We start from the raw sequence: 24087 nt of genomic DNA on the forward strand, positions 1-24087 counted from the left end.
CCCGATCCACTGTGGGAGCACCCCGAGCCTGCCCTATGGGTTCAGCTCCCACAGGGGCGGGATTCAGCGCGGGGGAATCTCGACCCGCTGCTGCTCGACCATGCTGTCGCCTTCGGGGCTCACCACCACCACGCCCGGCTCGAGCGCACTGATCGTGGCGTTGCCGACGAGCTTCGTGCCCAGGGGAAAGTCCGCCACCGCCTTCCATGCGCCATCGACCTCGCGCAGGACGTAGCCGCTGCGGTCGTAGTAGTTCCCGCCGCCGCCGCAACCTTCCATCGTGTACAGCAGAAGCGACTCATCGCCTGGCTGGCCATCGAGGTCGAGCATGAACAAGCGTTCGCCCTCGGGGTAGGTGCCGCATTCGCGCTCCTCGCCGGTCGCGTCGACGAGGCGCCGGGCGGCATCACGCAGTTCCGGCGTGGCCGCGCGCCCTTCGTTGCGCACCTTTTCCAGGGCCGGGCCGCTGAAGTCGAAATACTGCGTGTCTTCGGCGTCGCTGCCGGCGGTCGCCACGACTTCGTCGGTCGCGGGCGCGGCGGCCGGCGTAGCGTCACCGGTACCTGCGATGAGCGCGGTGCCGGTCACCCTCGCCGATGGCTCCGGCGCGGCGGCAAGGGCCTCGGGTGAGGCGGTGTCCATGGACGTGGCAGGTGCGTTGGACTGGCCGCAGGCGCTGAGCACCAGGGCGAGGGCGACGGTCAGGGGCAGGCGTGTCATTGGCGTCCTTCCGGCTTCAGGGCGGCAGCCCCGTTGGCCAGCAGGATATCCATGCGGCGTGAGGCCGGCGGCAATCCCTTCTGCCACGGATCTACGCGGCCGGGCTCAGTCCGCGACGCGATGGCGGTTGAGCGTGTCGCGCAACTCACGCGCGGCGCGGGCGGCCGCGGCGGCGTAGTCGTCGCCAGAGGATGCATACAGGATCGCGCGCGACGAACTCACCATCAGCCCGGTGCCGTCCCCGGTGCGCGCGTTGCGCACCACCGCGCCCGCATCGCCTCCCTGCGCGCCGACGCCCGGCACCAGCAGCGGCATGTCGCCAACGACAGCGCGCACCTCGCGCAGTTGCTCCGGCCAGGTCGCACCCACCACCAGCGACACGTTGCCGTTGCCATTCCACTCGCGCGCCGCACGCTCGGCGACGGACTGATACAGCGGCCGCGAGGGGCCACCGGCACGGCCCTCCACCAGGAGGTCCTGCAGGTCCGCCGCGCCCGGGTTGGACGTGCGGCAGAGAATGATCACGCCGCGGTCGGCACGCTCGAGGAACGGTTGCAGCGAATCACCGCCGAGGTAGGGGTTCACCGTCACCGCATCGGCCGCGTAGCGATCAAACGCTTCCGACGCATAGTGCTGCGCCGTGGACCCGATATCGCCCCGCTTGGCATCCAGGATCACCGGGATGCCTGGATGCGCGGCATGCACATGGGCGATCAGCCGCTCCAGTGCATCCTCGGCACCGGGCGCCGCGAAGTGCGCGATCTGCGGCTTGAACGCGCAGGCGTACTCCGCCGTGGCATCCACGATGTCCCGGCAGAACCCGAATACCGAATCCGCATCCCCCGCGAACCGCGCCGGAAACCTCCCCGGCTCCGGATCCAGGCCGACACAGACCAGCGACCCGGACGTGTCCCAGCGGTGTCGCAGCTGCTGCATGAAGGTCATCGGGAATTCCTTTTTTGCCACGGCGAAGAGCGTTTTCTTACTTCAACGCCTTGAACCGAAGCCGCTTCGGACCGGCGTCGTCACCCATGCGGCGCTTCTTGTCTTCCTCGTATTCGCGATAGTTGCCCTGGAAGAACTCCACGTGCGAATCACCCTCGAACGCCAGGATGTGGGTCGCGATGCGGTCCAGGAACCAGCGGTCATGGCTGATCACGAAGGTGTTGCCCGGGAACTCCAGCAGCGCGTCTTCAAGCGCCCGCAGGGTCTCGATGTCGAGGTCATTGGACGGTTCGTCGAGCAGCAGCACGTTGCCGCCCTGCAGCAGGGTCTTGGCCATGTGCAGCCGGCCGCGCTCGCCGCCCGACAGCGTGCCGACCATCTTCTGCTGGTCCTGGCCCTTGAAGTTGAAGCGGCCGATATAGGCGCGCGACTGGATCTCGATGCCCTTGATGTTGAGGATGTCGGCGCCGCCGGAGATTTCCTGGAACACGTTGTGGTCGCCCGTCAGCGCATCGCGGCTCTGGTCGACGTAGGCGATGTCGACCGTCGGACCCATTTCGATCGAACCCGAGTCCGGCTTCTCCTGGCCGGTGATCATCTTGAACAGCGTCGACTTGCCGGCGCCGTTGGGACCGATGATGCCGATGATCGCGCCCGGCGGCACGATGAAGCTCAGGTCGTCGATCAGCAGGCGGTCGCCGAAGCGCTTGGAGACGTTCCTGAATTCCATCACCTTGCTGCCCAGGCGCTCGCCCGGCGGGATGAAGATCTCGTTGGTCTCCTGCCGCCGCTGGTAGTCGACCGACTGCAGCTCGTCGATGCGTGCCAGGCGCGCCTTGCCCTTGGAGCGGCCGCCCTTGGCATTGCTGCGGGCCCACTCGAGCTCCTTCTGGATCGCCTTCTGGCGGGCCTTCTCGGACGACTCCTCACGCTTGAGGCGGTCTTCCTTCTGCTCCAGCCACTGGGTGTAGTTGCCCTTCCACGGGATGCCACGGCCGCGGTCGAGCTCGAGGATCCACTCGGCGGCGTTGTCGAGGAAGTAGCGGTCATGGGTGACCGCCACCACGGTGCCGGTGTAGCGGGCAAGGAACTGCTCCAGCCACTCGACCGATTCGGCGTCCAGGTGGTTGGTGGGTTCGTCGAGCAGCAGCATGTCCGGCTTCTGCAGCAGCAGGCGGCACAGCGCGACGCGGCGCTTCTCGCCGCCGGACAGGTTGCCGATCACCGCGTCCCACGGCGGCAGGCGCAGCGCGTCGGCGGCCACTTCCAGCTGGTTTTCCAGCGTGTGCGCGTCGCCGGCGGCGAGGATCGCCTCCAGGCGCTCCTGCTCCTTGGCCAGGGCGTCGAAGTCCGCGCCTTCCTCGGCATAGGCGTTGTAGACCTCGTCCAGGCGCTTCTGCGCCTGCAGCACTTCGCCCACGCCTTCCTCGACGGCCTCGCGCACGGTGTGCGCGGGATCCAGCTCCGGCTCCTGCGCCAGGTAGCCGACCTTGATGCCCGCCTGCGGGCGCGCCTCACCGCTGAAATCGGTGTCGACGCCGGCCATGATCCGCAGCACGGTGGACTTGCCGGAACCGTTCAGGCCCAGCAGGCCGATCTTCGCGCCCGGGAAGAACGACAGCGAGATGTCCTTGATGATCTGGCGCTTGGGCGGAACGGTCTTGGAGACGCCGTTCATGGTGTAGATGTATTGCGACATGGGGGACTCCGGTGCAACGTGACCGCCGCCCGCGCGGAAGCAGCGGACGGGAACGGTGGATTGGGATGGGGCGATTATACGGCCACCACCGCGGTGCGGCGGCCGGATAGGGCGTCTGTTCAGCCGCTGCGGGCAATAGTCGGGCCAGTCCACCGCCGGGAGCCCGCACCATGATGTCCGCCAGCCGCCTTGCACTCGCCGCCGCCACCCTGGCGATGGCCTTCGCGTTCGCACTGCCCGCCGAGGCCCGCGACAACCATCGCCGCGGCCACGATCGTGGAAACGACCGTGGCCATGTCCAGCGTGACTGGCGCGGCGACAGCCGCTCGCGCGGCAATGACCGGCACGACCGCCGCGACCGCCGCCATGCCCGCGGGCACGACCGCCGCCATGACCGTCGTGATACCCGCGTCGTCTATGTGCCGCGGCCGCTCGTCGTGCACCACCCGCGGGGCTATCGCGGACCGCCGCCGTGGGCGCGCGGCCGCCATTACGGCCACTCCGGCTATGCGCCGACCTACGTCGTCAACCAGTACGGCCACTACGGCCTGCGCCAGCCGCCGCGGGGCCACCATTGGCGCCGCAGCGATGCCGGTGACTTCCTGCTCGTGGCGATCGCCACCGGGATCATCGCCGACGTGATCACCGGGCGCTGAGGCTCCAGGGAGCGGCCGGGCCTGCAACAGAGCGTCACGGCCATGGCCGCTCCCGCGCCGGCCCCGGGACCTTTCCCGGGGGGTGGGGGAGCTACAATGGCGGCCTTTCCGGCCATTGGAGCGCACGATGTTCCCTCGCGACGCACGTATCGAAGGTTACGACCCCGAACTGGCCGCGGCCATCGCCGCCGAAAACCAGCGCCAGGAAGACCACGTCGAGCTGATCGCCAGCGAAAACTACGCCAGCCCCCGGGTCATGGAGGCCCAGGGCAGCCAGCTCACCAACAAGTACGCGGAAGGCTATCCGGGCAAGCGCTATTACGGCGGCTGCGAGCATGTCGACGTCGCCGAGCAGCTGGCCATCGACCGTGTGAAAGCGCTCTTCGGCGCCGACTACGCCAACGTGCAGCCGCATTCCGGCTCGCAGGCCAACCAGGCCGTTTACCTGGCCCTGCTCAAGCCCGGTGACACCATCCTCGGCATGTCGCTCGCCCACGGCGGCCACCTGACCCACGGCGCCAAGGTCAACATCAGCGGCAAGCTGTTCAACGCCGTGCAGTACGGCGTCGACGACAAGGGCCTGATCGATTACGACGAAGTCGAGCGCCTGGCCGTCGAGCACCGGCCGAAGATGCTGGTGGGTGGTTTCAGCGCCTATTCGCAGGAAATCGACTGGGCGCGCTTCCGCGCCATCGCCGACAGGGTCGGCGCGATCCTGTTCGTCGACATGGCGCACGTCGCCGGCCTGGTCGCGGCAGGCGTGTATCCGAACCCGGTGCCGCACGCGCACGTGGTGACCTCCACCACCCACAAGACCCTGCGCGGCCCGCGCGGCGGCATCATCGTCGCCAGCCGCAAGGCCATGGGCGAGGGCGCCGACGACACCATCAAGAAGCTGCAGTCGATCGTGTTCCCCGGCATCCAGGGCGGCCCGTTGATGCACGTGATCGCGGCCAAGGCCGTGGCCTTCAAGGAAGCGCTGGAGCCGGAGTTCAAGGCCTACCAGCAGCAGGTGGTGAAGAACGCGCAGGCGATGGCGAAGGTGATCATCGACCGCGGCTACAAGATCGTCTCCGGCGGCACGATGAACCACCTGATGCTGGTCGACATGATCGGCAAGGGCGTGACCGGCAAGGCCGCGGAAGAGGCGCTGGGCCGCGCCCACATCACCGTCAACAAGAACGCCGTTCCCAACGACCCGCAGAAGCCCTTCGTGACATCGGGCCTGCGCCTGGGCACCCCGGCGGTGACCACGCGCGGCTACACCGAAGCAGACTGCACCGAGCTCGCCGGCTGGATCTGCGACGTGCTTGACGCGCCCGGCGACGACGCGGTGATCGAGGCCGTGCGTGCCAAGGTGCAAGCACAGTGCCGTCGGCTGCCGGTGTACGGCTGATGGCCGCGCAGGCGGAACTCGCGATGCCGGCGGCCGCGGCCGGCGTCGGTCACGCCGCCTGACGCCGCCGCGAAGCGATGCATTGCCCCTTCTGCCAGCACGTGGATACCCGGGTCATCGATTCGCGGGTGAGCGACGATGGCGCGACCATCCGCCGCAGGCGCGAATGCGAGGCCTGCGGCGAGCGGTTCTCCACCATGGAGACGATCGAACTCAAGCTGCCGGCGATCATCAAGACCGACGGCCGCCGCGAACACTTCGATGCGCGCAAGCTGCGGCAGAGCTTCGACCGCGCCGTGCACAAGCGCGCGGTGACCGAAGAACAGATCGAATCGGCGGTACGCGCGGTGATCCACCAGTTGCGCATGACCACCGAGCGCGAACTCGCGTCCCGCCGCGTGGGCGAGTTCGTGATGGCCGAGCTCCGCAAGATCGACCACGTCGCCTACGTGCGCTTCGCGTCGGTCTACCGCTCGTTCCAGGACGTGGCCGATTTCCGCGACGAGCTTGACCGCCTGGAGCGCGACCTGCCCGGCGAGGGCCAGCTGCCGCTCCTCGACGGCGAACCCGCGGCCTTCGACGCCCGATCCGGCAAGGGCCGGAAGCGCTGAGCACGGTGCCCGTTCCCGGCGAGCCAGGGCGCTACCCGAGGCCTCGGGCGACCGACGTGCTGCGCCGTGCATTGGCCCTGGCCAGCGTCGTCGCCCGCGCGGGGCTCGAGCCCCGCGCCGACGAACCCGAGGCCGCGGCCATGCACCGGCGCATGCTCGACTGGCTGCGCGTCACCGGGCTGCAGGCGGCGCTTGAGCCCGCCGAGGCGGCGCTGGTGGGTCTGCCGCTGGGCAGCCTGTCCGATGTCGCGATGGTCGACGCCAGCTGGCGTGCCGAAGGCATCCACGTGCTGGCCTGGGCGCTGGACCGGCATGCGCCGGTGCCGCACGACCGCATGGTCGATCCCGACGACGTCGCCTGGACGCTGGGCTTCCTCGATAACGCCGCGCCGGAACGGCTGCATGACGCGGCGTTGCGCGGCGATCGCGAAATCGACACCTTCCTCGCCCGCCAGCTCGCGCTGCACTGGCGGCTGCGCGAGTACTCGCTGCGCCCGGGGCCGATGGACTTCGCCGCCGTGGTCGCCAACGGCGGCTGGGCGCGCCTGGACATCGACGATGCCGACCTGATTGACGACGACCTTGCCATCGACGGCGTCCGCATCGACCGTGCCGACGATGCCCAGCTGGCGCGCTGCACCAGCATCGCCGCCGAGCGCCACCGCGCGGCCAACTGGCTGGCAGGCGCGGATTCCATCTATTCCAGCGTGGAGAACATCACCTGATGCAGGGCCATTCCGACATCGACCATCTGATGATGGCGCGCGCGCTGCGCCTGGCCGAGCGCGGCGCGTGGACCACGCGCCCCAACCCCATGGTCGGCTGCGTGCTGGCGCAGGGCGACGAAGTGGTGGGCGAGGGCTGGCACCAGCGGCCGGGCGGCCCGCACGCCGAGGTCTTCGCGATCGAGGCCGCCGGCGAGCGTGCCCGCGGTGCCACCGCCTACGTCAGCCTGGAACCCTGCGCGCACACCGGCCGCACCGGCCCCTGTGCCGACGCGCTGGTCGCGGCCGGCGTGTCGCGCGTGGTCGCGGCAATGCGCGACCCGTTCCCGCAGGTCGACGGCAGCGGCTTCGAGCGCCTGCGCCAGGCCGGCATCGAGGTCGAACACGGGCTGATGGAGGCGGCGGCGCAGGAGCTCAACCGAGGCTACGTATCGCGCCTGGTGCGCGGCCGGCCCTGGCTGCGCGTGAAGCTGGCCATGAGCCTTGATGGCCATACCGCGCTTGAAAGCGGCGAGTCCAAGTGGATCAGCGGCGAGGCCTCGCGTCGCGACGTGATGCGCTGGCGCGCACGCAGTGGCGCCCTGCTGACCGGCTCGGGCACGGTGATGGCCGACGATCCGCAGCTGACCGTGCGCCTGGACGACGACGCCGAATTTGCGCCGCCGCTGCGCGTGGTGCTCGATCCGGGACTGGCCACCATCGCCCGCGGCCGCATCCGCGAGGGCGACGCGCCCACGCTGTACGTGCACGCCGCCAACGCCAAGCCGCCGCGCGAACTCGGCAGCGAGCGCGTCGCGGTGCCGGCGGCCGGCAATGCCCTGGATCTGGCAGCGGTGCTGCGGGTCCTCGCCGACCGCGGCATCAACGAGGTGCAGGTGGAGGCGGGCGCGACGCTGGCCGGCGCCTTCATGCGCGCGGGCCTGGTCGACGAGGTGCTGCTGTACGTGGCGCCGGTGCTGCTGGGCACGCAGGCGCGGCCGTTGTTCGCCGGCCTGCAGATCCAGGACATGGCGCAGCGAATGGCGCTGCGGATCGTCGACAACGTCAGCGTGGGCGATGACCTGCGGCTGCGGCTGGTCCCCGGGCGCGCGATGGTCGACGCCGGCGCGGCGGGCTGAGGAGAGCGCCGTGTTTACAGGAATCATCGAAGCCGTCGGCAGCCTGGCCGCGCGCGAAGCACGCGGCGGCGACGCCCGCCTGCGGATCGCCGTCGGCGCGCTGCCGTTCGCCGATGCGAAGCTGGGCGAAAGCGTCGCCGTCAACGGCGTCTGCCTGACCGTGGTCGCCTTCGACGCCGGCCATTTCGAGGCCGACGCCAGCAACGAAACCCTCGCGCTGACCACGCTTGGCGGGCTTGGCGAGGGTGCGCCGCTGAACCTCGAACGCGCGATGCGCCCGACCGACCGCCTGGGTGGCCACCTGGTCAGCGGCCACGTCGACGGCGTCGGCCGCGTGCTCGAGGTGCGCGAGGATGGGCGGGCCCAGCGCTGGCGCTTCGCCATGCCGCAGGCGCTGGCGAAATACGTCGCCCAGAAGGGATCGATCTGCGTCGATGGCGTCAGCCTCACCGTCAATACCGCCGGCGCCGATGACTTCGAAGTCGCCCTGGTGCCGCACACCGTCGCCAACACGGCCTTCGCGTCGGCGAAGCCCGGCGACCCGGTCAACCTTGAGGTCGACCTGGTCGCGCGCTATCTGGAGCGTCTGCGCAGCGTCCCCTGAAACGCCTGCAGGCGCCGGTTCGCGGCACGCTCCGGTCCCCGAGGCCGCGCAACCCCTGCAAGTCCCGCAATTCCCGCATCCCGCAGTTCCCGCAGTCCCCCGCAAAATTCCAACCCAGGTCGCAGTCCCATGCCTTTCGCCCCCATCCCCGAACTGCTTGAAGAACTCCGCGCCGGCCGCATGGTCGTCATCGTCGACGACGAGGACCGCGAGAACGAAGGCGACCTGATCATGGCCGCCGAGCTCGTGCGGCCCGCCGACATCAATTTCATGGTCACCCACGCGCGCGGCCTGGTCTGCCTGTCGCTGACCCGCGAGCGCTGCGCGCAGCTGGGCCTGCCGCCGATGGTGCAGTCCAACACCTCGTCGCACCACACCAACTTCACCGTCTCGATCGAGGCCGCCGAGGGCGTCACCACGGGCATCTCGGCCTACGACCGCGCACACACCGTGCGCACCGCGGTGCGGCCGAACGCGGCGCCGTCCGACCTGGCGCAGCCGGGCCACATCTTCCCGCTCACCGCGCAGCCCGGCGGCGTGCTTGCGCGCGCGGGGCATACCGAAGCGGCTGCCGACCTGGCGCTGCTGGCCGGCCTGGAGCCCGCGGGCGTGCTGGTCGAGATCCTCAATCCCGACGGCACCATGGCGCGCCGGCCCGAGCTTGAAGTGTTCGCGCGCGAGCACGGCCTGAAGATGGGCTCGATCGAGGCGCTGATCCGCCACCGGCTCGAGACCGAGCACACGGTCGAGCGCGTGGACAGCCGTGACATCGAGACCGAGCACGGGCCGTTCCGGCTGCACACCTATCACGACCGCCTCGGCCACGCGCTGCACTTCGCCCTGGTCCGCGGCGAGCCCGACGCGGACATCCCGACCCTGGTGCGCGTGCAGGTGCGCAACGCCCTGGCCGACGTGCTGCGCTGGTGCCGGCCGGACTTCGGTCCCGCGGTGGGCGAGGTGCTGGCGATGATCGCCGACGAGGGCCGCGGCGCGCTGGTGCTGCTGGACGGCGGCCAGACGCCGGATGCGCTGCTGGAGCGCCTTCGGGCTGCGGATGACGCGTCCGCGGCCGCCGATAGTGAGGTCGGCGCTGGTGGCGGTGGCGATGCCAATGCCATGAACGCCCCGGCTGGCGGTGCGCAGGCAGCGCCCACGCCGCCGCGCGGCGGCGCCCTGGTCGAATGGCGCCGCAACGGCGCCGGCAGCCAGATCCTGGCCGATCTTGGCCTGGGCAAGCTGCGCGTGCTGGGCACCGCCCGCAAGCAGGTCGGCCTGGCCGGCTTCGGTCTCGAAGTTGTCGAATACCTCGATCCCGCCTGACTCCAGTAGGAGCAGCGATAGCTGCTCCTACAGCTACGCTTACGCGGCGATCTGGTGCCACTCCCGGCAGCGCCGCGGCGCAGGCCTTAGAATGCGCATCCGTCCAAGGAACACGCCATGACCCATCACGAAGGCGACCTGCACGCGCCCGAAGGCGCGCGCTTCGCGATCATCGCCAGCCGCTGGAACCCGCGCATCGTCGACGCGCTGGTGACCGCCGCGCGCGCCACCTTCGAGGGCAACGGCGTGGCCGCCGACGCGGTCGATGTCATCCGCGTGCCCGGCGCCTGGGAAATCCCGATGCTCGCCGCGCGGCTCGCGCGCGACGGTCGCCACGCCGCGGTGGTCGCCCTGGGCTGCGTGGTGCGCGGCGACACCCGCCACTTCGAGCACGTCGCCGACACCTGCGCCGAGGGCCTGGCGCGCGTCCAGCTCGACCACGGCGTTCCGGTGGCCAACGGCGTGCTGGCCGTCGACGACATGGTCGACGCCGAGAACCGCGCCGGCGGCAGCCACGGCAACAAGGGCGAGGAATGCGCCCTGGTCGCGCTGGAAATGGCCAGCCTGCTGGAGGTGCTGCCATGAGGCCGCAGCGTGGCGCTGGTGCGGGTGGCCGCAACGCCGGCATCGACACGGTCGGGCGTTCGCGCTCGCGCCGGCGCGCCCTGCAGGCGGTGTACGCGATGCAGCTGTCGGGCGTGGACGCGCGCAACGCGATCGCCCAGTTCGCGCACGAGCAGGCGCACGAAGTCGCCGACCTCGAGTATTTCGAAGACCTGGTGCGCGGGGTGGAGACCCATCGCCGCGACCTTGACGCGGCCCTGGAACCCTTCCTCGACCGTGCCATCGGCGAAGTCGATCCGATCGAGCGCGCGATGCTGCGGATTTCCGCCTACGAGCTGCGCCACCGCATCGACGTGCCCTACCGGGTGGTGATCGACGAGGCCCTGAAGACGGTCAAGCGCTTCGGCTCCGAGCACGGCCACACCTATGTCAACGGCGTGCTCGACCACGCCGCGGCCGAATGGCGCGCGGCCGAGGTCAAGGCGAGCCGCGGCTGAGCCCGCGGCCACCGCGATGGCCGAGTTCACGCTGATCGACCTCATCCGCGCGCGCGCCACGCATGGGCGCGACGACGTGGTCCTGGGCATCGGCGACGACGCCGCCCTGCTGCAGCCGCCACCGGGCATGCAGCTGGTGGTGGCGATGGATACGCTCAACGACGGAGTGCATTTCCCGCCTGGCACGGAGGCCGCGCAGGTCGGCTGGAAGGCGCTGGCGGTGAACCTGTCCGACCTTGCGGCGATGGGCGCCGAGCCCGCCTGGTGCACGCTGTCGCTGTCGCTTCCGGATGGCGATCCGGCGTGGGTCGCCGGCTTCCTGGACGGTTTCCTGGCGCTGGCGGCACTGCATCGCGTCGCGCTGGTCGGCGGCGACACCACGCGCGGGCCCCTGTCGGTGTCGGTCACCGTGCACGGATTCGCCGACCCGGGCCGCGCGCTGTGCCGCGACGGCGCGCGCGTCGGGGATTCGGTGTGGGTGAGCGGCACCCTTGGCGGCGCAGCCGGTGCGCTGGCGCAGTGGCGCGAGGGCCGGGCGATCAGCCCCGCGCTGCGCGAGCGCCTGGAGCGGCCGCTGCCCCGGATCGCGCTGGGGCGTGCGCTTGCCGGCGTGGCCAGTGCGTGCATCGATGTCTCCGACGGCGTGCTGGCCGACCTTGGCCACGTCTGCGCCGCCAGCGGCGTCGGCGCGCGGCTGGAGCTTGATGCATTGCCGGGCGCTGACCTGCTGCGTCCGCATTTCGATGGCGACGCGCTGCGCGCGCTGCAGGCTTCGGGCGGCGACGACTACGAACTCTGCTTCACCGTCCCTGCGACAAAGGACGCGACCGTAGCCGCAGCCGCCGCAGCCACCGGCGTCACGGTCACCCGCATCGGCACGGGGGTGGCCGGGCAGGGCGTGCAGGCCTTCGACAGTGAAGGCCGCATCTGGCAGCCCGCACAGGCCGGCCACGAACACTTCTCCACCCCGGCGCCCCCCGCCGCCCGGCCACTGTAGGGCGCCCCCACAGATTGCGGGCGGCGTGCGACGTCAGGCGTCGTCCAGGCGGAACGCGTCGCGGTGCCAGGTGAAGTCCGGCGCTTCCGGATCGCCGCTGGCATCCATCACGTCGAAGCGACAAAAGTCCTCGGCCAGCGCCGGGTGCTGCAGCAGGAACAGCTGCGCCGCGCGCGCGATGCGCCGGCGCTTGCCGCGGTCAACCGATTCCGCGCCGCCGCCGTAGTCGGCGCTGGCGCGATAGCGCACCTCCACGAAGACCACGGTGTCGCCGTCGCGCATCACCAGGTCGAGCTCGCCCAGCCGGTAGCCGGCATTGGCCGCGATCGCGTGCAGGCCGGCGCGCAGCAGATGCGTGCGCGCGGCGGCCTCGACTCCGGCGCCGCGGCGCCGGGTCTCGCTCAATTCGAAGCGCCCGCCAGCGGCACCACATGACCGCCGTTGAAGGTCGACCAGGCAGGCACGCGCTGCACGTGGCCTTCGGCGCTCATCCGCAGCACGCCGCTGGCGCTGGAAACCGAGGCCTCGGAGCCGGTTGCCAGGTGGCCCAGGTAGGCCGACAGCAGCCAGGCGTCGTAGCCGAATGCGAACAGGCGCGCGGCCGGGCCACGCGCCGTTGGCAGGGCGTCGGCCACGGTGCGCGCCGGCGGCAGGCCAGGGACCCCCGACACGCTCCAGGCATCGCTCGGGAAGGCGATGCCGTCCAGCGCCGCGTCCTCGTCGGGCTTGCCGGTGCCCGACAGCAGCTGCGAGGTCGCCACGCGCGGGCGCCCGGCGAGACCGGCGGCCGACACCTGGGCTGCGGCCAGCCGCGCCTGCGGCCCGCGCAGGGCGAGGAAGATCGCGTCCACGCCGCCCTCGCGCTGCAGCGCTGCCTGCATCGGGCCGATCAGCTCGGGCGGCGAGTCGCCGACCACGGTCAGCAGCTGCACCATGCCACCGCCCAGTTCCTGCAGGCGCGCGTTGAGCGCATCGATGCTGCGGCGCGCGTTGTCATCGCCGGAGCTCAGCACCAGCACCCGCAGCGCATTGCGCGCGGCAAGGAAATTGGCCGCGGCCACGCCCTCGTCTTCCGGCGCGAGTGCATAGCTGGCGCTGTTGAGCGGCGGTGCGCCGGCGCGGTTCAGCGCCAGCACCGGCACGGTGGCCGTGGTCTGGGCGAAGACCGCATCGACCTCGTCGCGGCCCAGCGGCCCGACCACCTGGTCGGCGCCCTCAGCGACCGCACGCTGGTAGGCGGAGACGGCACCATAAGCCGTGCCCATGGTGTCGTAGAACTCCAGGTCCGGGCGCCGCCGGTGCTCGCCGTAATAGCCGGCCAGCAGGCCGTCGCGTACGGGGCCCGCGGCGGTGGCCAGGCTGCCGGTCAGCGGCAGCAGCACCGCGAGCCTGCGCGGCGGGCGGTAGCCGTCGCGCTCGGCCGGCGGGCGGTCGCCGGCATCGAACTGCCAGTGGCCCGTTGCCACCGGTGCCGGCGCGGCGTCAGGGGCATCGGTGGGGCGCGTGACCTGCACGGTCGAACAGCCCGCGACCACGAGCGCGGCGAAGGTGGCGGCGAGGGCCTGCTTCCAGGGATGGCGCATCAAGGCGTTCCGGCTGCGAGAATGCCCGGATTCTACCGCCACCCCAGCAGGGACACGATGCAGCCCGCCGCCGGAACCCTCCACGTCGTCGCCACGCCGATCGGAAACCTCGCCGACCTGTCGCCGCGCGCGCTGGACACGCTGCGCGCGGTGGACGCGATCTGCGCCGAAGACACGCGCCATACCCGCCGCCTGCTCGCGCATTTCGGCGTCGACCGCCCGCTGCTGGCCCTGCACGAGCACAACGAAGCCGAGGTCGCGGCGCGACTGGTCGCGCGGCTGGCCGCCGGCGAATCGCTGGCCTTGGTCTCCGATGCCGGTACCCCGCTGGTCAGCGACCCCGGCTTCCGCCTGGTGAGCGCCGCGCGCGAGGCCGGCATCCGCGTCAGCCCCGTGCCCGGCCCGAGCGCGATCATCGCCGCGCTGAGCGTGGCCGGGCTGCCGAGCGACCGCTTCACCTTCGAAGGCTTCCTGCCGGCGAAGGCCTCCGCGCGCCGCGAGCGGCTGGCATCGCTGGCCGGAGAAACGCGCACCCTGGTGTTCTACGAGTCCTCGCACCGCATCGCCGACGCCCTGGTCGACTGCGTCGCGGCCTTCGGCGCCGAACGCCCCGCGGTGCTCGCGCGCGAGCTGACCAAGCTGTTCGAAACCGTGCTCGACGGCCGCCTGGGCGAACTGCAGGCCGCCGTCGAAGCCGATGCCAACCAGCGCAAGGGCGAGTTCGTGCTGCTGGTGGGCGGCGTCGGTGACGACGCGGAAGCGAAGGTGGTGCAGGGCCGTCTGCTGTACTCGAAGCTTGCCGCGCACCTGCCGCCGTCGACCGCGGCGAAGCTGGCCGCGGAAATCAGCGGGGCGCCGAGGAAAGAGTTGTACGGGGGCTGAGGCGAACCCGGTCGCGGCCATGGCCGCCCCACAGAACCGCCGTCATGCATGCGAGAATGCACGCGGCGGAGTCGGCCAGACAGTCGCGTCATCGATCCTGTTTCGACGGGATCGGTGCCGAGGAAAGTCCGGGCTCCACAGGGCACGGTGCCAGGTAACGCCTGGGCGGCGCGAGCCGACGGAAAGTGCAACAGAGAGCAGACCGCCGAACGGTTCTTCGGAATGCGTGGCAAGGGTGAAACGGTGCGGTAAGAGCGCACCGCGAGTCTGGCAACAGACCGGCATGGCAAACCCCACCGGGAGCAAGGCCAAATAGGGACCTAATGGCGCTGCCCGCGTCGGGTCCGGGTAGGCTGCTCGAGCGTATCGGCGACGATGCGCCTAGAGGAATGACTGTCCACGACAGAACCCGGCTTATCGGCCGACTCCGCCACTTTCTTCTTTTCCGGCCGCCCCGGCGTGGGCGGGAGGCCCTTGTGGCGAATGTCCTCTGGCGGCACGGTTGTCGTCGCACTTCCGGGGCTGGCGGGCCGCCTCCTCCTTGAATTCCGCCACAAGGGGCTCCCACCCACGCCGGGGCTGCTTCTCCCCGCGGTCCAAGCTCTCCACGCCGCCACTTCATGCCATTGCGCAGCAGGCGTCAGGTGCTCCGCCGCCCAACCCGGCGTCGGGGCCGGGCGTGGCTGCCCTTGGGGGCGTAGTAAAGGAGGAGGCGGGCAGGGTGATGGTATGTGCCACGGCAATCATGCCGCCGGAGGACATTCGTACCCACGGGCAGCCACGGCCGGCATCGCCAAGCCAAGATGTGAAAAACATGTGAAGATCATCACATATTCTCGGAATCTGAGACTAAACAGCAGCTTGTGGATAAAGCTTGAACAAGTCTCTGAAGTTCGCTGCAAGTCATTGACCTGCCTGATGAAAATTCATCCCCCAGCTGTTGACAAGGGTGGGGAGCGCTCCTAATGTGGCCATGTGTGGGGAGACCGGGAATATCGTGGTTTTCCCAGGCATGAAACCCGCCGCAGACGGGTACCGGAGTGGCAGAAGGTGTTGCAGGGCGAAACCGCCATCACGATCGACGACAAGGGACGGCTGGCGATTCCGACCGGCTACCGGGAGATCGTCGCGTCCGAATTCGGCAATCGCCTGGTCATCACCTACAACCCGTTCGAGAAGGGTTCGCTCTACATCTATCCCTATGCGGCCTGGGGCCAGGTCCGCGACGGCGTCAACGCGCTGCCCCGGGTGAAGGAAGCCAACCGCCGCCTGCAGCTGAAGCTGGTGGGCGCGGCGGCGATCGTCGAGCCCGACGGCAACGGCCGGATCCCGATTCCGGCCAGCATGCGCAACGCGCTCGGCATCGAAAAAAAGGCCGTCCTGCTGGGCATGGGCGACAAGTTCGAGCTCTGGAGCGAGCAGGCGCATCGCACGCAGATCGAGACGCCCCTGGGCGACGACGATTTCGGCGACGACCTGGTCGGGCTGCAGTTGTGACCGCGGGTGCCGCGGATACCCGCTCCGCGCACCTTCCGGTCTTGTTTGTGCAGGTCATGGAAGGGCTGCGCGTGCGCGAGGACGGAACGTACCTGGATGGCACCTTCGGCCGCGGCGGACATGCCCGCGGCGTGCTGCAGGCGCTCGGGGCTGGAGGCCGGCTGCTGCTGATGGACAAGGATCCCGACGCGATCACCGTGGCAGAACGCGAGTTCGGCGCGGATCCGCGCGTCTCGATCTTCCGCGGCAGCTTCGCCGACCTGGCCCGCTGGGACGCCACCGCCGGCGGACTCGACGGCGTGCTGTTCGATCTCGGCGTGTCTTCGCCGCAGCTCGATGTCGCCGAGCGCGGCTTCAGCTTCGGCCGTGACGGCCCGCTGGACATGCGCATGGATCCCGATGCCGGCGAGAGCGCTGCGCAGTGGCTTGCGCGCGCCAGCGCGGACGACATCGCCGACGTGCTCTGGACCTATGGCGAGGAGCGCATGAGCCGGCGCATCGCGCGCACGATCGTCGAGCGCCGCGCCGAAGCACCGCTGACCCGCACCGCGCAGCTCGCCGCGCTGATCGCCTCGGTGATGCCGCGGCCGAAGCCCGGCCGCCACGAGATCCATCCGGCCACGCGCTCCTTCCAGGCCATCCGCATCCACATCAACCGCGAGCTGGCCGACCTTGAAGCCGGCCTCGACGCCGCGCTGGCGGCGCTGAAGCCCGGCGGCCGGCTGGCCGTGATCAGCTTCCACTCGCTCGAGGATCGCATCGCCAAGCGCTTCATCGCCGCGCAGTCGAAGGCGCCTCCGGGCAACCGCCGCCTGCCGGAAGCCACGGATTTCGCGCCGAGCCTGCGCGCGATCGGCGGCGCGCAGAAGGCCGATGGCGCCGAACTCGCCGGCAACCCGCGCGCGCGCAGCGCGGTGCTGCGCGTGGCTGAAAAGCTGGAGGTGGCGGCGTGACCCGCTTCCTGGTCATCGTGCTGCTGGCGGCCAACGTGGTCGCGGCCATCGGTGTGGTGCATGCGCGCCACGAGCACCGCCAGCTGTTCGTGGAGCTGACGCGGCTGGTGGACGAGCGCGACGAGCTCAATATCGATTTCGGCCGCTTGCAGCTGGAGCAGGCCACCTGGGCCGAGGCCAACCGCATCGACCATGTCGCGCGCACCCGGCTGGGCATGAAGTTCCCGGAAGCCGGCGACATCGTGGTGGTGCGGCCATGAAGTTCCGCCGCGACCGCAATGGCACCGTCCGCCCCCGCGGCCGCGCGCAGTTCGACCTGCGCGGGCGGCTGAAGCTGGTGGTGGGCGCGCTCGGCCTGTGCGGCGTGGTGCTGGTGGCGCGCGCGGTCGACCTGCAGCTGGTCGACAACGCCTACTACCAGCAGAAGGCCGATTCGCGCTTCCTGCGCGAGATCCCGATCCCGACCTCGCGCGGCATGATCACCGACCGCAACGGTGAGCCGCTGGCGGTGTCGTCGCCGGTGGACAGCGTGTGGGGCAATCCGCAGGAGATGCTCAAGCATCCCGAGCGCCTGCCGGAGCTGGCCGAGGCCCTGGGCGTGCCCCTCGATCACCTCGAGCGTCGCGTGGCGCAGCGCGCCGACAAGGAATTCGTCTACCTCAAGCGCCGCATCAACCCGGCCGAGGCGCAGCAGATCCTGGCGCACAAGGTGCCGGGCGTGTTCTCGCAGCGCGAGTTCCGCCGCTTCTACCCGCAGGGCGAGGCGCTGGCCCACGTGCTCGGCTTCACCAATATCGACGATGCCGGGCAGGAAGGCGTGGAGCTTGCCTTCGACGAATGGCTCAGCGGCGAACCGGGCGCGCAGAAGGTGATCCGCGACCGCCGCGGCCGCACCGTCGAGAACGTCGACCTGGTGCGCGCCGCGCAGCCGGGCAAGGACCTCACCCTCAGCATCGACCGCCGCATCCAGTACCTGGTGCACCGCGAGCTGCGCTCGACGCTTGAACGCACCGGTGCGGTCGCGGGGTCGGCGGTGGTGCTCGACATCGCCACCGGCGAGATCCTCGCCATGGCCAACCTGCCGACCTACAACCCGAACGCGGTCACCGGCGAGCACCGCGATGCGCGCCGCAACCGCTCGGTCACCGACCTGATCGAGCCCGGCTCCACCATCAAGCCGATCACCGTGGCCGCGGGCCTGACCGCGGGCGTGATCACGCCGGAGACCGTCTTCGACACCAACCCGGGCTGGATGCCGAACGGCCGCTACCGCACCACCGACCATCGCAACCTGGGCGTGCTCGACACCACGGGCGTGATCACCAAGAGCTCCAACATCGGCGTCGCGCGCATCGTGCAGCGCCTGGACGACAACTACTACCACGACTACATCGCGCGCCTGGGCTTCGGCCACAGCACCGGATCGGGCTTCCCGGGCGAGGCGTCCGGCGTGCTGCCGCCCGCGGCCAGCTGGAGCGGCACCAGCAAGCAGACCATGAGCTACGGCTACGGACTGTCGGCCACGCCGCTGCAGATCGCGCGCGCCTACGCGACCATCGCCAACCACGGGCGCGCGGTGCAGCCGACCCTGGTCAAGGGCCAGCACGGCGTGTCCGAGCAGGTGATGGACGCCGCGGTCGCCGACACCGTGCTGGCGATGATGCAGACGGTCACCGAGCCCGGCGGCACCGCCATCCAGGCGGCGATCCCGGGCTACCACGTCGCGGGCAAGACCGGCACCGCGCGCAAGGCCTCCGGTGGCGGCTACTCGCGCCGCTACGTGTCCTTCTTCGCCGGCGTGGTGCCGGTGGAGAACCCGCGCTTCTCGATGGTGGTGGTGATCGACGATCCCGATCCGGCCAAGGGCATCTACGGCGGCCAGGTTTCGGCGCCGGTGTTCCAGAGCGTCATGGATGGCGCGCTGCGGCTGATGGACGTGCCGCCGGATGACATCGAGACCTGGCTGGCGGAGCAGGCCAAGCAGCAGGCCAAGGAGCGCGCGCGCAATGCGCCGCGCGTCGCCGCGGCCGCGACCGCGCGCGCCGCCGCCGCGCCGCCCGCGTCCGGAGGTGGCCAGTGAGCCGCCGCATGGCCCTGCGCGAACTGCTGCCCGACGTGGCCGGTATCCCTGCGACGCTGGAGGTGTCCGGCCTGGTGCTGGATAGCCGTTCGCTGCGCGCCGGCGACGGCTTTGTCGCCATCGGCGGCTTCGGCACCCATGGCCTGCACTTTGCCGGACAGGCGCTGGCCGACGGCGCCGCGGTGGTGATGTACGAACCGCCGGTGCCGGCCGACGTGCCTGCGCCGCCCGCGAATGCGATCGCGGTGCCCGGCCTGCGCGCGCGCATGGGCGCGATGGCCGATCAATTCCACGGCCGGCCGTCGGCGGCGATGTCGACCGTCGCGGTCACCGGAACCAACGGCAAGACCTCCACCGTGCAGCTGTTGGCCCAGGCCTGGGAACTGCTCGGCCGCCGCGCGGCCACCATCGGCACGCTGGGCGCGGGCCTGCACGGCAACGTGCAGCCGACAGGTTTCACCACGCCGCTGGTGCTGCAGGTGCACGAGCTGCTGGCCGGGCTGCGCGACGCCGGTGCGCAGGCGGTGGCGATGGAAACCAGCTCGCACGCGCTCGACCAGGGCCGCGTGGACGCGGTGCATTTCGAAGTCGGCGTGTTCACCAACCTCACCCGCGACCACCTCGACTACCACGGCGACATGGCCACCTATGGCGCGGCCAAGGAGCGCCTGTTCGGCGTGGCCGGACTGTCGGCCGCGGTGGTGAACATCGATGACGGCTTCGGCCGCGGCCTGTTTGCCCGGCTGCCCTCGGCGCTGCGCCGGATCGGCACCAGCGCGCGCGGTGATGCCGAAGCGCTGGTGGCCGCCACCGACATCGTGCTCGATGTCGCGGGCATCGCCTTCCAGCTGCGCATCGACAGACAACTGCTGCCGGTGCGCTCGCCGCTGCTCGGGCGCTTCAACGTCGAGAACCTGCTGGCGGTGGCCGGCGTGCTGCACGCGCAGGGTGTGGCCGCGGCGGACATAGCGCGCGTGCTTGGCCGGCTCGAGCCCATCGCCGGGCGCATGAACCGCTTCGGTGGCCACGGCGGCCTGCCGCTGGTGGTGGTCGACTATGCGCACACGCCCGACGCGCTCGAGCAGGCCCTGGCCGCGGTGCGCGCCCACGCCGCCGGGCGCATCACCTGCGTCTTCGGCTGCGGCGGAGAGCGTGATCGCGGCAAGCGTCCGGAGATGGCCGCGGCTGCCGTTGCCGGCGCCGATTTCGTGGTGGTCACCGACGACAATCCGCGCGGCGAGGACGGCAACGCCATCGTCGTCGACATCATGGCCGGCATCCCCGATACCGCGGTGGTAGTGGTCGAGCGCGATCGCGCCGCCGCCATCACCCGCGCGATCGGCGTCGCCGGCCCCGGCGACATCGTGCTCGTCGCCGGCAAGGGCCACGAGCCCTGCCAGGAAATCAACGGCGTGCGCCATCCCTTTGACGACCGCGATGTCGCGCGCCGCGCGCTGGAGGCCCGGACATGATTCCGATCGCGCTCTCGCGCATCGCCCGGGCGTGCAACGGCCGCCTGCAGGGCGAGGACGCCACCGTCGATGCGGTCGCGACCGACAGCCGCACCTTCGTTGCGCATGCGACAAGCACACTGTTCGTCGCCATCGCCGGCGAGAACTTCGACGGCCACGAGCATGTGGCCGCGATCGCCGCTGCCGGCGCCACGGCCGCGCTGGTGTCGCGCCCGCTGGACGTGGCCCTGCCGCAGGTCGTGGTGGGCGACACCGTCGAAGCCCTGGGTTCGCTTGCCGCCGCGCTGCAGGCCACGCGCCCGGCGCAGGCCGTGGTCGCGATCACCGGCAGCAACGGCAAGACCAGCGTCAAGGAGCTGCTGCTGTCGATTCTTGGCCGCTGCGGCAGCGTCACCGCAAGTCCAGGCAACCGCAACAACGAGATCGGCCTGCCGCTGGCGATCATCGACGCCGACGGCGACGCCGCCTTCGCCGTGTACGAAATGGGTGCCGGCAAGCCAGGCGACATCGCCTACCTGGCGGCGATCGCGCGCCCGCGCGTCGCGCTGGTGAACAACATCGCGCCCGCGCACCTCGAGCGCATGGGCAGCCTGCAGGGCGTGGCCGATACCAAGGCCGCGATCTACGACGCGCTGCCGACCGACGGCACCGCGGTGATCAATGCCGACGATGCCTTCGAATCGTTCTTCGCCGAGCGTGCCCATGGCCGCCGCGTGCTGCGCTTCGGTTTCGGCGCGCGCGCGGACGTGCACGTGCGCGACGTGCTGCTGCACGAAGGCGGCAGTGATTTCGTGCTGGTGACGCCGCAAGGCGAGGCCGCCGTGTCGCTGTCGCTGCCCGGCCGGCACAGCGTTGCCAACGCGATGGCGGCGGCGTCGCTGGCGCTGGCCTGCGGCGCGCCGCTGCCGGCAATCGCAGAAGGCCTGACGCATGCGCAGCCGGTCGCAGGGCGGCAAGTGCGCCGGCAGCTGCCGGGCGGCGCGTGGCTGGTGGACGACAGCTACAACGCCAACCCCGGCTCGCTTGCCGCGGCCATCGACACCCTGGCCGTGGCCAGTGGCGGCGGTTGGCTGGTGTTGGGCGACATGCGCGAACTGGGCGTCGACGCGGTGGCGCTGCACGAGGCCGCCGGGCGCCGCGCGCGCGAGGCCGGCGTCGAGCGGGTGTTCGCGCTTGGCGAGCTGGCGGCGACTGCCGCCGAGGCGTTTGGTGAGGGCGGCGAGGTGTTCGCTTCGCACGAGGCACTGGTCGCCGGCCTGTTCGCGGCTATAGCCGCTCCTAGAACAGCCGGTACCGCTCCCACCATTCTCGTCAAGGGCTCGCGCGGCAGCGCGATGGATCGCGTGGTCCGCGCGCTGCTGGAAGGAGTCGATACCGATGCTGCTTGAACTCACCCGCTGGCTCGAGCAGCTCGAGGGCCTGTTCGGCCTCTTCGGCTACCTGACCTTCCGCGGCATCCTCGCCGCGCTGACCGCGCTCTTCCTGTCGCTGTGGTGGGGCCCGGCGGTGATCCGCAAGCTTGCCCAGTACAAGGGCGGCCAGCCGATCCGCCAGGACGGCCCGAAGACGCACTTCTCCAAGGCCGGCACGCCAACCATGGGCGGCGGGCTGATCCTGCTCACCGTGCTGGCTTCGGTGCTGCTCTGGGGCGACCTGCGCAACAAGTATGTGTGGCTGGTGTTGCTGATCATGGTCGCCTTCGGTGCCATCGGCTGGTGGGACGACTGGATCAAGATCGTCAGGCGCGATCCCAACGGCATGCGCTCGCGCACCAAGTACCTGCTGCAGTCGATCTTCGGCCTGGCGGCGGGCCTGTTCCTGTGGTTCAGCGCCGATACCCCGGTCGCGACCACCTTCTACATCCCCTTCTTCAAGGCGGTGGCGCTGCCGCTTGCCGGCGTCTCGTTCGTGACCATCGCCTACTTCTGGATCGTCGGCTTCTCCAATGCCGTCAACCTCACCGATGGCCTCGACGGCCTTGCGATCATGCCGACCGTGCTGGTGGCCTGCGCGCTGGGCGTGTTCGCCTACGCCTCGGGACACGCGCAGTTCGCCGAATACCTGCAGATCCCGCGCGTGCCCGGCGCCGGCGAGCTGGTGATCATCTGCGCGGCCATCGCCGGGGCAGGCTTGGGCTTCCTCTGGTTCAACACCTATCCGGCAATGGTGTTCATGGGCGACATCGGCGCGCTTGCCCTGGGCGCGGTGCTCGGCAGCATCGCCGTGATCGTGCGCCAGGAGCTGGTGCTGGTGGTGATGGGCGGCATCTTCGTGATCGAGACGCTGTCGGTGATCATCCAGGTGGCGTCGTTCAAGCTCACCGGCAAGCGCGTGTTCCGGATGGCGCCGATCCACCACCACTTCGAACTCAAGGGCTGGCCGGAGCCGCGCGTGATCGTGCGCTTCTGGATCATCTCGGTGATCCTGGTGCTGGTCGGCCTGGCCACGTTGAAGGTGCGCTGATGGACAGGACCCACGACCGCGGCAGCCAGGCCGTCCGCCTCGAATCGATCGGCGGCCGCTTCGACCCGTGGATGCTCGGCGCCGTGCTTGGCCTGGGCGCGCTGGGCATCGTGATGGTGGGGTCGAGCTCGATCGCCGTGGGCGAAGAGCTCGGCGTCGGCCCGTACTACTTCCTGATCCGGCACGTGGTCTTCATGGGCCTCGGCGCGGCGCTCGCGTTCTGGGCGATGCGCACCGAGCTCAAGACCATCGAGCGCTTCGACCGCCTGCTGCTGGTCGGCTGCTTCCTGGCGCTGCTGCTGGTGTTCGTGCCCGGCATCGGCAGCAGCGTCAACGGCGCGCAGCGCTGGATCAACCTCGGCGTGTCGAAGTTCCAGGCGGTCGAGGCGGTCAAGGTGATGTACATCGTCTGGCTCGCCAGCTACCTGGTGCGTTTTCGCGACGAGGTCAACGCCACCTGGGGCGCGATGCTCAAGCCCATCGGCGTCGCCATCGTGCTGATGATCCTGCTGGCACTGCAGCCCGACTTCGGTTCGCTTGCGCTGCTGCTGGCGATCACCGCCGGCATGCTGGTCCTGGGCGGTGTGCACCTGCCGCGCATGGCCGCGCCGGTGCTGCTGCTGCTGCCGATCCTGGCGATCGTGGCGATCGCCGAGCCCTACCGCATGCGGCGCCTGACCTCGTTCATGGATCCCTTCGCAGACCCCTTCAACAGCGGCTACCAGCTGGCCAACGCGCTGATGGCGGTCGGCCGCGGCGAGTTCTGGGGCGTGGGCCTGGGCGCGTCGATCCAGAAGCTCAACTACCTGCCCGAGGCGCATACCGACTTCATCCTGGCGGTGATCGCGGAAGAGCTGGGCTTTGTCGGCGTGTGCCTGGTGATCGGCCTTTACGCGCTGCTGGTCGGCCGCGCGTTCCTGATCGGCCTGCGCTGCGTGGAGACCCGCCGCCACTTCGCCGGCTACGTCGCCTTCGGCATCGCGCTGTGGATGAGCCTGCAGGCGCTGGTTTCGATCGGCGTCAACCTCGGCCTGCTGCCGACCAAGGGCCTGACCCTGCCGCTGGTGTCGTCGGGCGGCTCCAGCGTGATGATGACCTGCGTCGCGGTGGGCCTGCTGCTGCGCGTGTCCTATGAGCTCGACCGCACCCAGCGCCAGGTCGCGCGCCTGCGCGGCGAGGCTGCCGCAGCGCCCACCACGGCGCCGCCGCCCACCGCACAGCCGGTACCGTCGCTGGCCGCGCGCGGCACCAGCCGCCTGCGCCAGCGCATCGAACCCAGGATCGCCCCCGGAGTGAACGCATGAC

At 70.5% G+C, this 24087-nt stretch carries 24 protein-coding genes and 1 other RNA gene; 20 read left to right on the plus strand and 5 right to left on the minus strand.

The window, feature by feature from the left end:
• Positions 1 to 63: 63 nt before the first annotated feature.
• From WCE37_RS09235 to ettA, 3 genes are all read right to left on the minus strand, one after another.
• Positions 64 to 720, minus strand: a complete 657-nt coding sequence (locus WCE37_RS09235; protein WP_343279087.1) for a hypothetical protein — start codon at positions 718 to 720, stop codon at positions 64 to 66.
• Positions 721 to 825: 105 nt separating this feature from the next.
• Positions 826 to 1665 carry an orotidine-5'-phosphate decarboxylase gene (pyrF, locus tag WCE37_RS09240; RefSeq protein WP_343279088.1) on the minus strand — a complete coding sequence of 280 codons (840 nt, stop codon included), beginning with the start codon at positions 1663 to 1665 and terminating at the stop codon, positions 826 to 828.
• Positions 1666 to 1702: 37 nt separating this feature from the next.
• Complete coding sequence (ettA, locus tag WCE37_RS09245; protein WP_343254303.1) at positions 1703 to 3364, minus strand: energy-dependent translational throttle protein EttA; 1662 nt, start codon at positions 3362 to 3364, stop codon at positions 1703 to 1705.
• Positions 3365 to 3534: 170 nt separating this feature from the next.
• Here ettA and WCE37_RS09250 point away from each other — a divergent pair, with 170 nt between their 5' ends.
• From WCE37_RS09250 to thiL, 10 genes are all read left to right on the plus strand, one after another.
• A complete protein-coding gene (locus tag WCE37_RS09250; RefSeq protein ID WP_343254302.1) occupies positions 3535 to 4020 on the plus strand; it encodes an RcnB family protein in 486 nt (161 codons plus the stop codon).
• Between the two features lie 127 nt (positions 4021 to 4147).
• Positions 4148 to 5416 carry a serine hydroxymethyltransferase gene (glyA, locus tag WCE37_RS09255; protein WP_343279089.1) on the plus strand — a complete coding sequence of 423 codons (1269 nt, stop codon included), beginning with the start codon at positions 4148 to 4150 and terminating at the stop codon, positions 5414 to 5416.
• A 77-nt stretch (positions 5417 to 5493) separates the two neighbouring features.
• The gene (gene nrdR, locus WCE37_RS09260) at positions 5494 to 6027 is read left to right on the plus strand and encodes a transcriptional regulator NrdR (protein ID WP_343254300.1); all 534 of its coding nucleotides are present in this window, start codon (positions 5494 to 5496) and stop codon (positions 6025 to 6027) included.
• Positions 6028 to 6032: 5 nt separating this feature from the next.
• Positions 6033 to 6752 carry a DUF4272 domain-containing protein gene (locus WCE37_RS09265; RefSeq protein ID WP_343279090.1) on the plus strand — a complete coding sequence of 240 codons (720 nt, stop codon included), beginning with the start codon at positions 6033 to 6035 and terminating at the stop codon, positions 6750 to 6752.
• Positions 6752 to 7870, plus strand: a complete 1119-nt coding sequence (ribD, locus tag WCE37_RS09270) for a bifunctional diaminohydroxyphosphoribosylaminopyrimidine deaminase/5-amino-6-(5-phosphoribosylamino)uracil reductase RibD (protein ID WP_343279091.1) — start codon at positions 6752 to 6754, stop codon at positions 7868 to 7870. Before WCE37_RS09265 ends, ribD begins: the two co-directional genes overlap by 1 nt.
• A 10-nt stretch (positions 7871 to 7880) precedes the next feature.
• Positions 7881 to 8474 (plus strand): riboflavin synthase, encoded by a 594-nt coding sequence (locus tag WCE37_RS09275; RefSeq protein ID WP_343279092.1) that lies wholly within the window; start codon positions 7881 to 7883, stop codon positions 8472 to 8474.
• 129 nt (positions 8475 to 8603) lie between these two features.
• Positions 8604 to 9794 (plus strand): 3,4-dihydroxy-2-butanone-4-phosphate synthase, encoded by a 1191-nt coding sequence (gene ribB, locus WCE37_RS09280; RefSeq protein WP_343279093.1) that lies wholly within the window; start codon positions 8604 to 8606, stop codon positions 9792 to 9794.
• A 117-nt stretch (positions 9795 to 9911) separates the two neighbouring features.
• The gene (gene ribH / locus WCE37_RS09285) at positions 9912 to 10379 is read left to right on the plus strand and encodes a 6,7-dimethyl-8-ribityllumazine synthase (RefSeq protein WP_343279094.1); all 468 of its coding nucleotides are present in this window, start codon (positions 9912 to 9914) and stop codon (positions 10377 to 10379) included.
• Positions 10376 to 10855, plus strand: coding sequence for a transcription antitermination factor NusB (nusB, locus tag WCE37_RS09290; protein ID WP_343279095.1), 480 nt, complete (start codon positions 10376 to 10378; stop codon positions 10853 to 10855). The genes ribH and nusB overlap by 4 nt, the downstream gene beginning before the upstream one ends.
• A 16-nt stretch (positions 10856 to 10871) precedes the next feature.
• Positions 10872 to 11852 carry a thiamine-phosphate kinase gene (thiL, locus tag WCE37_RS09295; RefSeq protein WP_343279096.1) on the plus strand — a complete coding sequence of 327 codons (981 nt, stop codon included), beginning with the start codon at positions 10872 to 10874 and terminating at the stop codon, positions 11850 to 11852.
• A gap of 33 nt (positions 11853 to 11885) precedes the next feature.
• On the opposite strand, the gene WCE37_RS09300 is transcribed toward thiL, so the two are convergent.
• Both WCE37_RS09300 and WCE37_RS09305 read right to left on the minus strand, forming a co-directional pair.
• Entirely contained in the window at positions 11886 to 12257 is a 372-nt protein-coding gene (locus WCE37_RS09300; protein ID WP_343254292.1) for a YraN family protein, read from the minus strand.
• A complete protein-coding gene (locus WCE37_RS09305; RefSeq protein ID WP_343279097.1) occupies positions 12254 to 13435 on the minus strand; it encodes a penicillin-binding protein activator in 1182 nt (393 codons plus the stop codon). The genes WCE37_RS09300 and WCE37_RS09305 overlap by 4 nt, the downstream gene beginning before the upstream one ends.
• A 57-nt stretch (positions 13436 to 13492) precedes the next feature.
• Here WCE37_RS09305 and rsmI point away from each other — a divergent pair, with 57 nt between their 5' ends.
• The 10 genes from rsmI to ftsW all read left to right on the plus strand — a co-directional run bounded on the left by rsmI (position 13493) and on the right by ftsW (position 24086).
• Complete coding sequence (gene rsmI / locus WCE37_RS09310; protein ID WP_343279185.1) at positions 13493 to 14317, plus strand: 16S rRNA (cytidine(1402)-2'-O)-methyltransferase; 825 nt, start codon at positions 13493 to 13495, stop codon at positions 14315 to 14317.
• A gap of 67 nt (positions 14318 to 14384) precedes the next feature.
• Positions 14385 to 14750, plus strand: an RNA gene (gene rnpB, locus WCE37_RS09315) — RNase P RNA component class A.
• Positions 14751 to 15367: 617 nt separating this feature from the next.
• A complete protein-coding gene (locus WCE37_RS09320; RefSeq protein ID WP_343254290.1) occupies positions 15368 to 15814 on the plus strand; it encodes a division/cell wall cluster transcriptional repressor MraZ in 447 nt (148 codons plus the stop codon).
• Entirely contained in the window at positions 15811 to 16767 is a 957-nt protein-coding gene (gene rsmH, locus WCE37_RS09325) for a 16S rRNA (cytosine(1402)-N(4))-methyltransferase RsmH (protein ID WP_343279098.1), read from the plus strand. Before WCE37_RS09320 ends, rsmH begins: the two co-directional genes overlap by 4 nt.
• Positions 16764 to 17027, plus strand: a complete 264-nt coding sequence (gene ftsL / locus WCE37_RS09330) for a cell division protein FtsL (protein ID WP_343276806.1) — start codon at positions 16764 to 16766, stop codon at positions 17025 to 17027. The genes rsmH and ftsL overlap by 4 nt, the downstream gene beginning before the upstream one ends.
• Positions 17024 to 18847, plus strand: coding sequence for a penicillin-binding protein 2 (locus tag WCE37_RS09335; RefSeq protein WP_343279099.1), 1824 nt, complete (start codon positions 17024 to 17026; stop codon positions 18845 to 18847). Before ftsL ends, WCE37_RS09335 begins: the two co-directional genes overlap by 4 nt.
• A complete protein-coding gene (locus WCE37_RS09340) occupies positions 18844 to 20319 on the plus strand; it encodes a UDP-N-acetylmuramoyl-L-alanyl-D-glutamate--2,6-diaminopimelate ligase (protein ID WP_343279100.1) in 1476 nt (491 codons plus the stop codon). Before WCE37_RS09335 ends, WCE37_RS09340 begins: the two co-directional genes overlap by 4 nt.
• Positions 20316 to 21707, plus strand: a complete 1392-nt coding sequence (gene murF, locus WCE37_RS09345; RefSeq protein ID WP_343279101.1) for a UDP-N-acetylmuramoyl-tripeptide--D-alanyl-D-alanine ligase — start codon at positions 20316 to 20318, stop codon at positions 21705 to 21707. The genes WCE37_RS09340 and murF overlap by 4 nt, the downstream gene beginning before the upstream one ends.
• Positions 21697 to 22782, plus strand: a complete 1086-nt coding sequence (mraY, locus tag WCE37_RS09350) for a phospho-N-acetylmuramoyl-pentapeptide-transferase (protein WP_343254284.1) — start codon at positions 21697 to 21699, stop codon at positions 22780 to 22782. The genes murF and mraY overlap by 11 nt, the downstream gene beginning before the upstream one ends.
• Entirely contained in the window at positions 22782 to 24086 is a 1305-nt protein-coding gene (gene ftsW / locus WCE37_RS09355; RefSeq protein ID WP_343279102.1) for a putative lipid II flippase FtsW, read from the plus strand. The genes mraY and ftsW overlap by 1 nt, the downstream gene beginning before the upstream one ends.
• The last annotated feature ends 1 nt before the right edge of the window (position 24087 follow it).

The organism is Luteimonas sp. MJ250, from assembly GCF_039548455.1.
Lineage (GTDB): Bacteria > Pseudomonadota > Gammaproteobacteria > Xanthomonadales > Xanthomonadaceae > Luteimonas.

Coding starts and splice junctions, on each gene's coding strand:
- WCE37_RS09235 (WP_343279087.1), bottom strand. CDS start 720: ATGACACGCCTGCCCCTGACCGTCGCCCTCGCCCTGGTGCTCAGCGCC.
- pyrF (WP_343279088.1), bottom strand. CDS start 1,665: ATGACCTTCATGCAGCAGCTGCGACACCGCTGGGACACGTCCGGGTCG.
- ettA (WP_343254303.1), bottom strand. CDS start 3,364: ATGTCGCAATACATCTACACCATGAACGGCGTCTCCAAGACCGTTCCG.
- WCE37_RS09250 (WP_343254302.1), top strand. CDS start 3,535: ATGATGTCCGCCAGCCGCCTTGCACTCGCCGCCGCCACCCTGGCGATG.
- glyA (WP_343279089.1), top strand. CDS start 4,148: ATGTTCCCTCGCGACGCACGTATCGAAGGTTACGACCCCGAACTGGCC.
- nrdR (WP_343254300.1), top strand. CDS start 5,494: ATGCATTGCCCCTTCTGCCAGCACGTGGATACCCGGGTCATCGATTCG.
- ribD (WP_343279091.1), top strand. CDS start 6,752: ATGCAGGGCCATTCCGACATCGACCATCTGATGATGGCGCGCGCGCTG.
- ribB (WP_343279093.1), top strand. CDS start 8,604: ATGCCTTTCGCCCCCATCCCCGAACTGCTTGAAGAACTCCGCGCCGGC.
- ribH (WP_343279094.1), top strand. CDS start 9,912: ATGACCCATCACGAAGGCGACCTGCACGCGCCCGAAGGCGCGCGCTTC.
- nusB (WP_343279095.1), top strand. CDS start 10,376: ATGAGGCCGCAGCGTGGCGCTGGTGCGGGTGGCCGCAACGCCGGCATC.
- thiL (WP_343279096.1), top strand. CDS start 10,872: ATGGCCGAGTTCACGCTGATCGACCTCATCCGCGCGCGCGCCACGCAT.
- WCE37_RS09305 (WP_343279097.1), bottom strand. CDS start 13,435: ATGCGCCATCCCTGGAAGCAGGCCCTCGCCGCCACCTTCGCCGCGCTC.
- rsmI (WP_343279185.1), top strand. CDS start 13,493: ATGCAGCCCGCCGCCGGAACCCTCCACGTCGTCGCCACGCCGATCGGA.
- WCE37_RS09335 (WP_343279099.1), top strand. CDS start 17,024: ATGAAGTTCCGCCGCGACCGCAATGGCACCGTCCGCCCCCGCGGCCGC.
- murF (WP_343279101.1), top strand. CDS start 20,316: ATGATTCCGATCGCGCTCTCGCGCATCGCCCGGGCGTGCAACGGCCGC.
- mraY (WP_343254284.1), top strand. CDS start 21,697: ATGCTGCTTGAACTCACCCGCTGGCTCGAGCAGCTCGAGGGCCTGTTC.
- ftsW (WP_343279102.1), top strand. CDS start 22,782: ATGGACAGGACCCACGACCGCGGCAGCCAGGCCGTCCGCCTCGAATCG.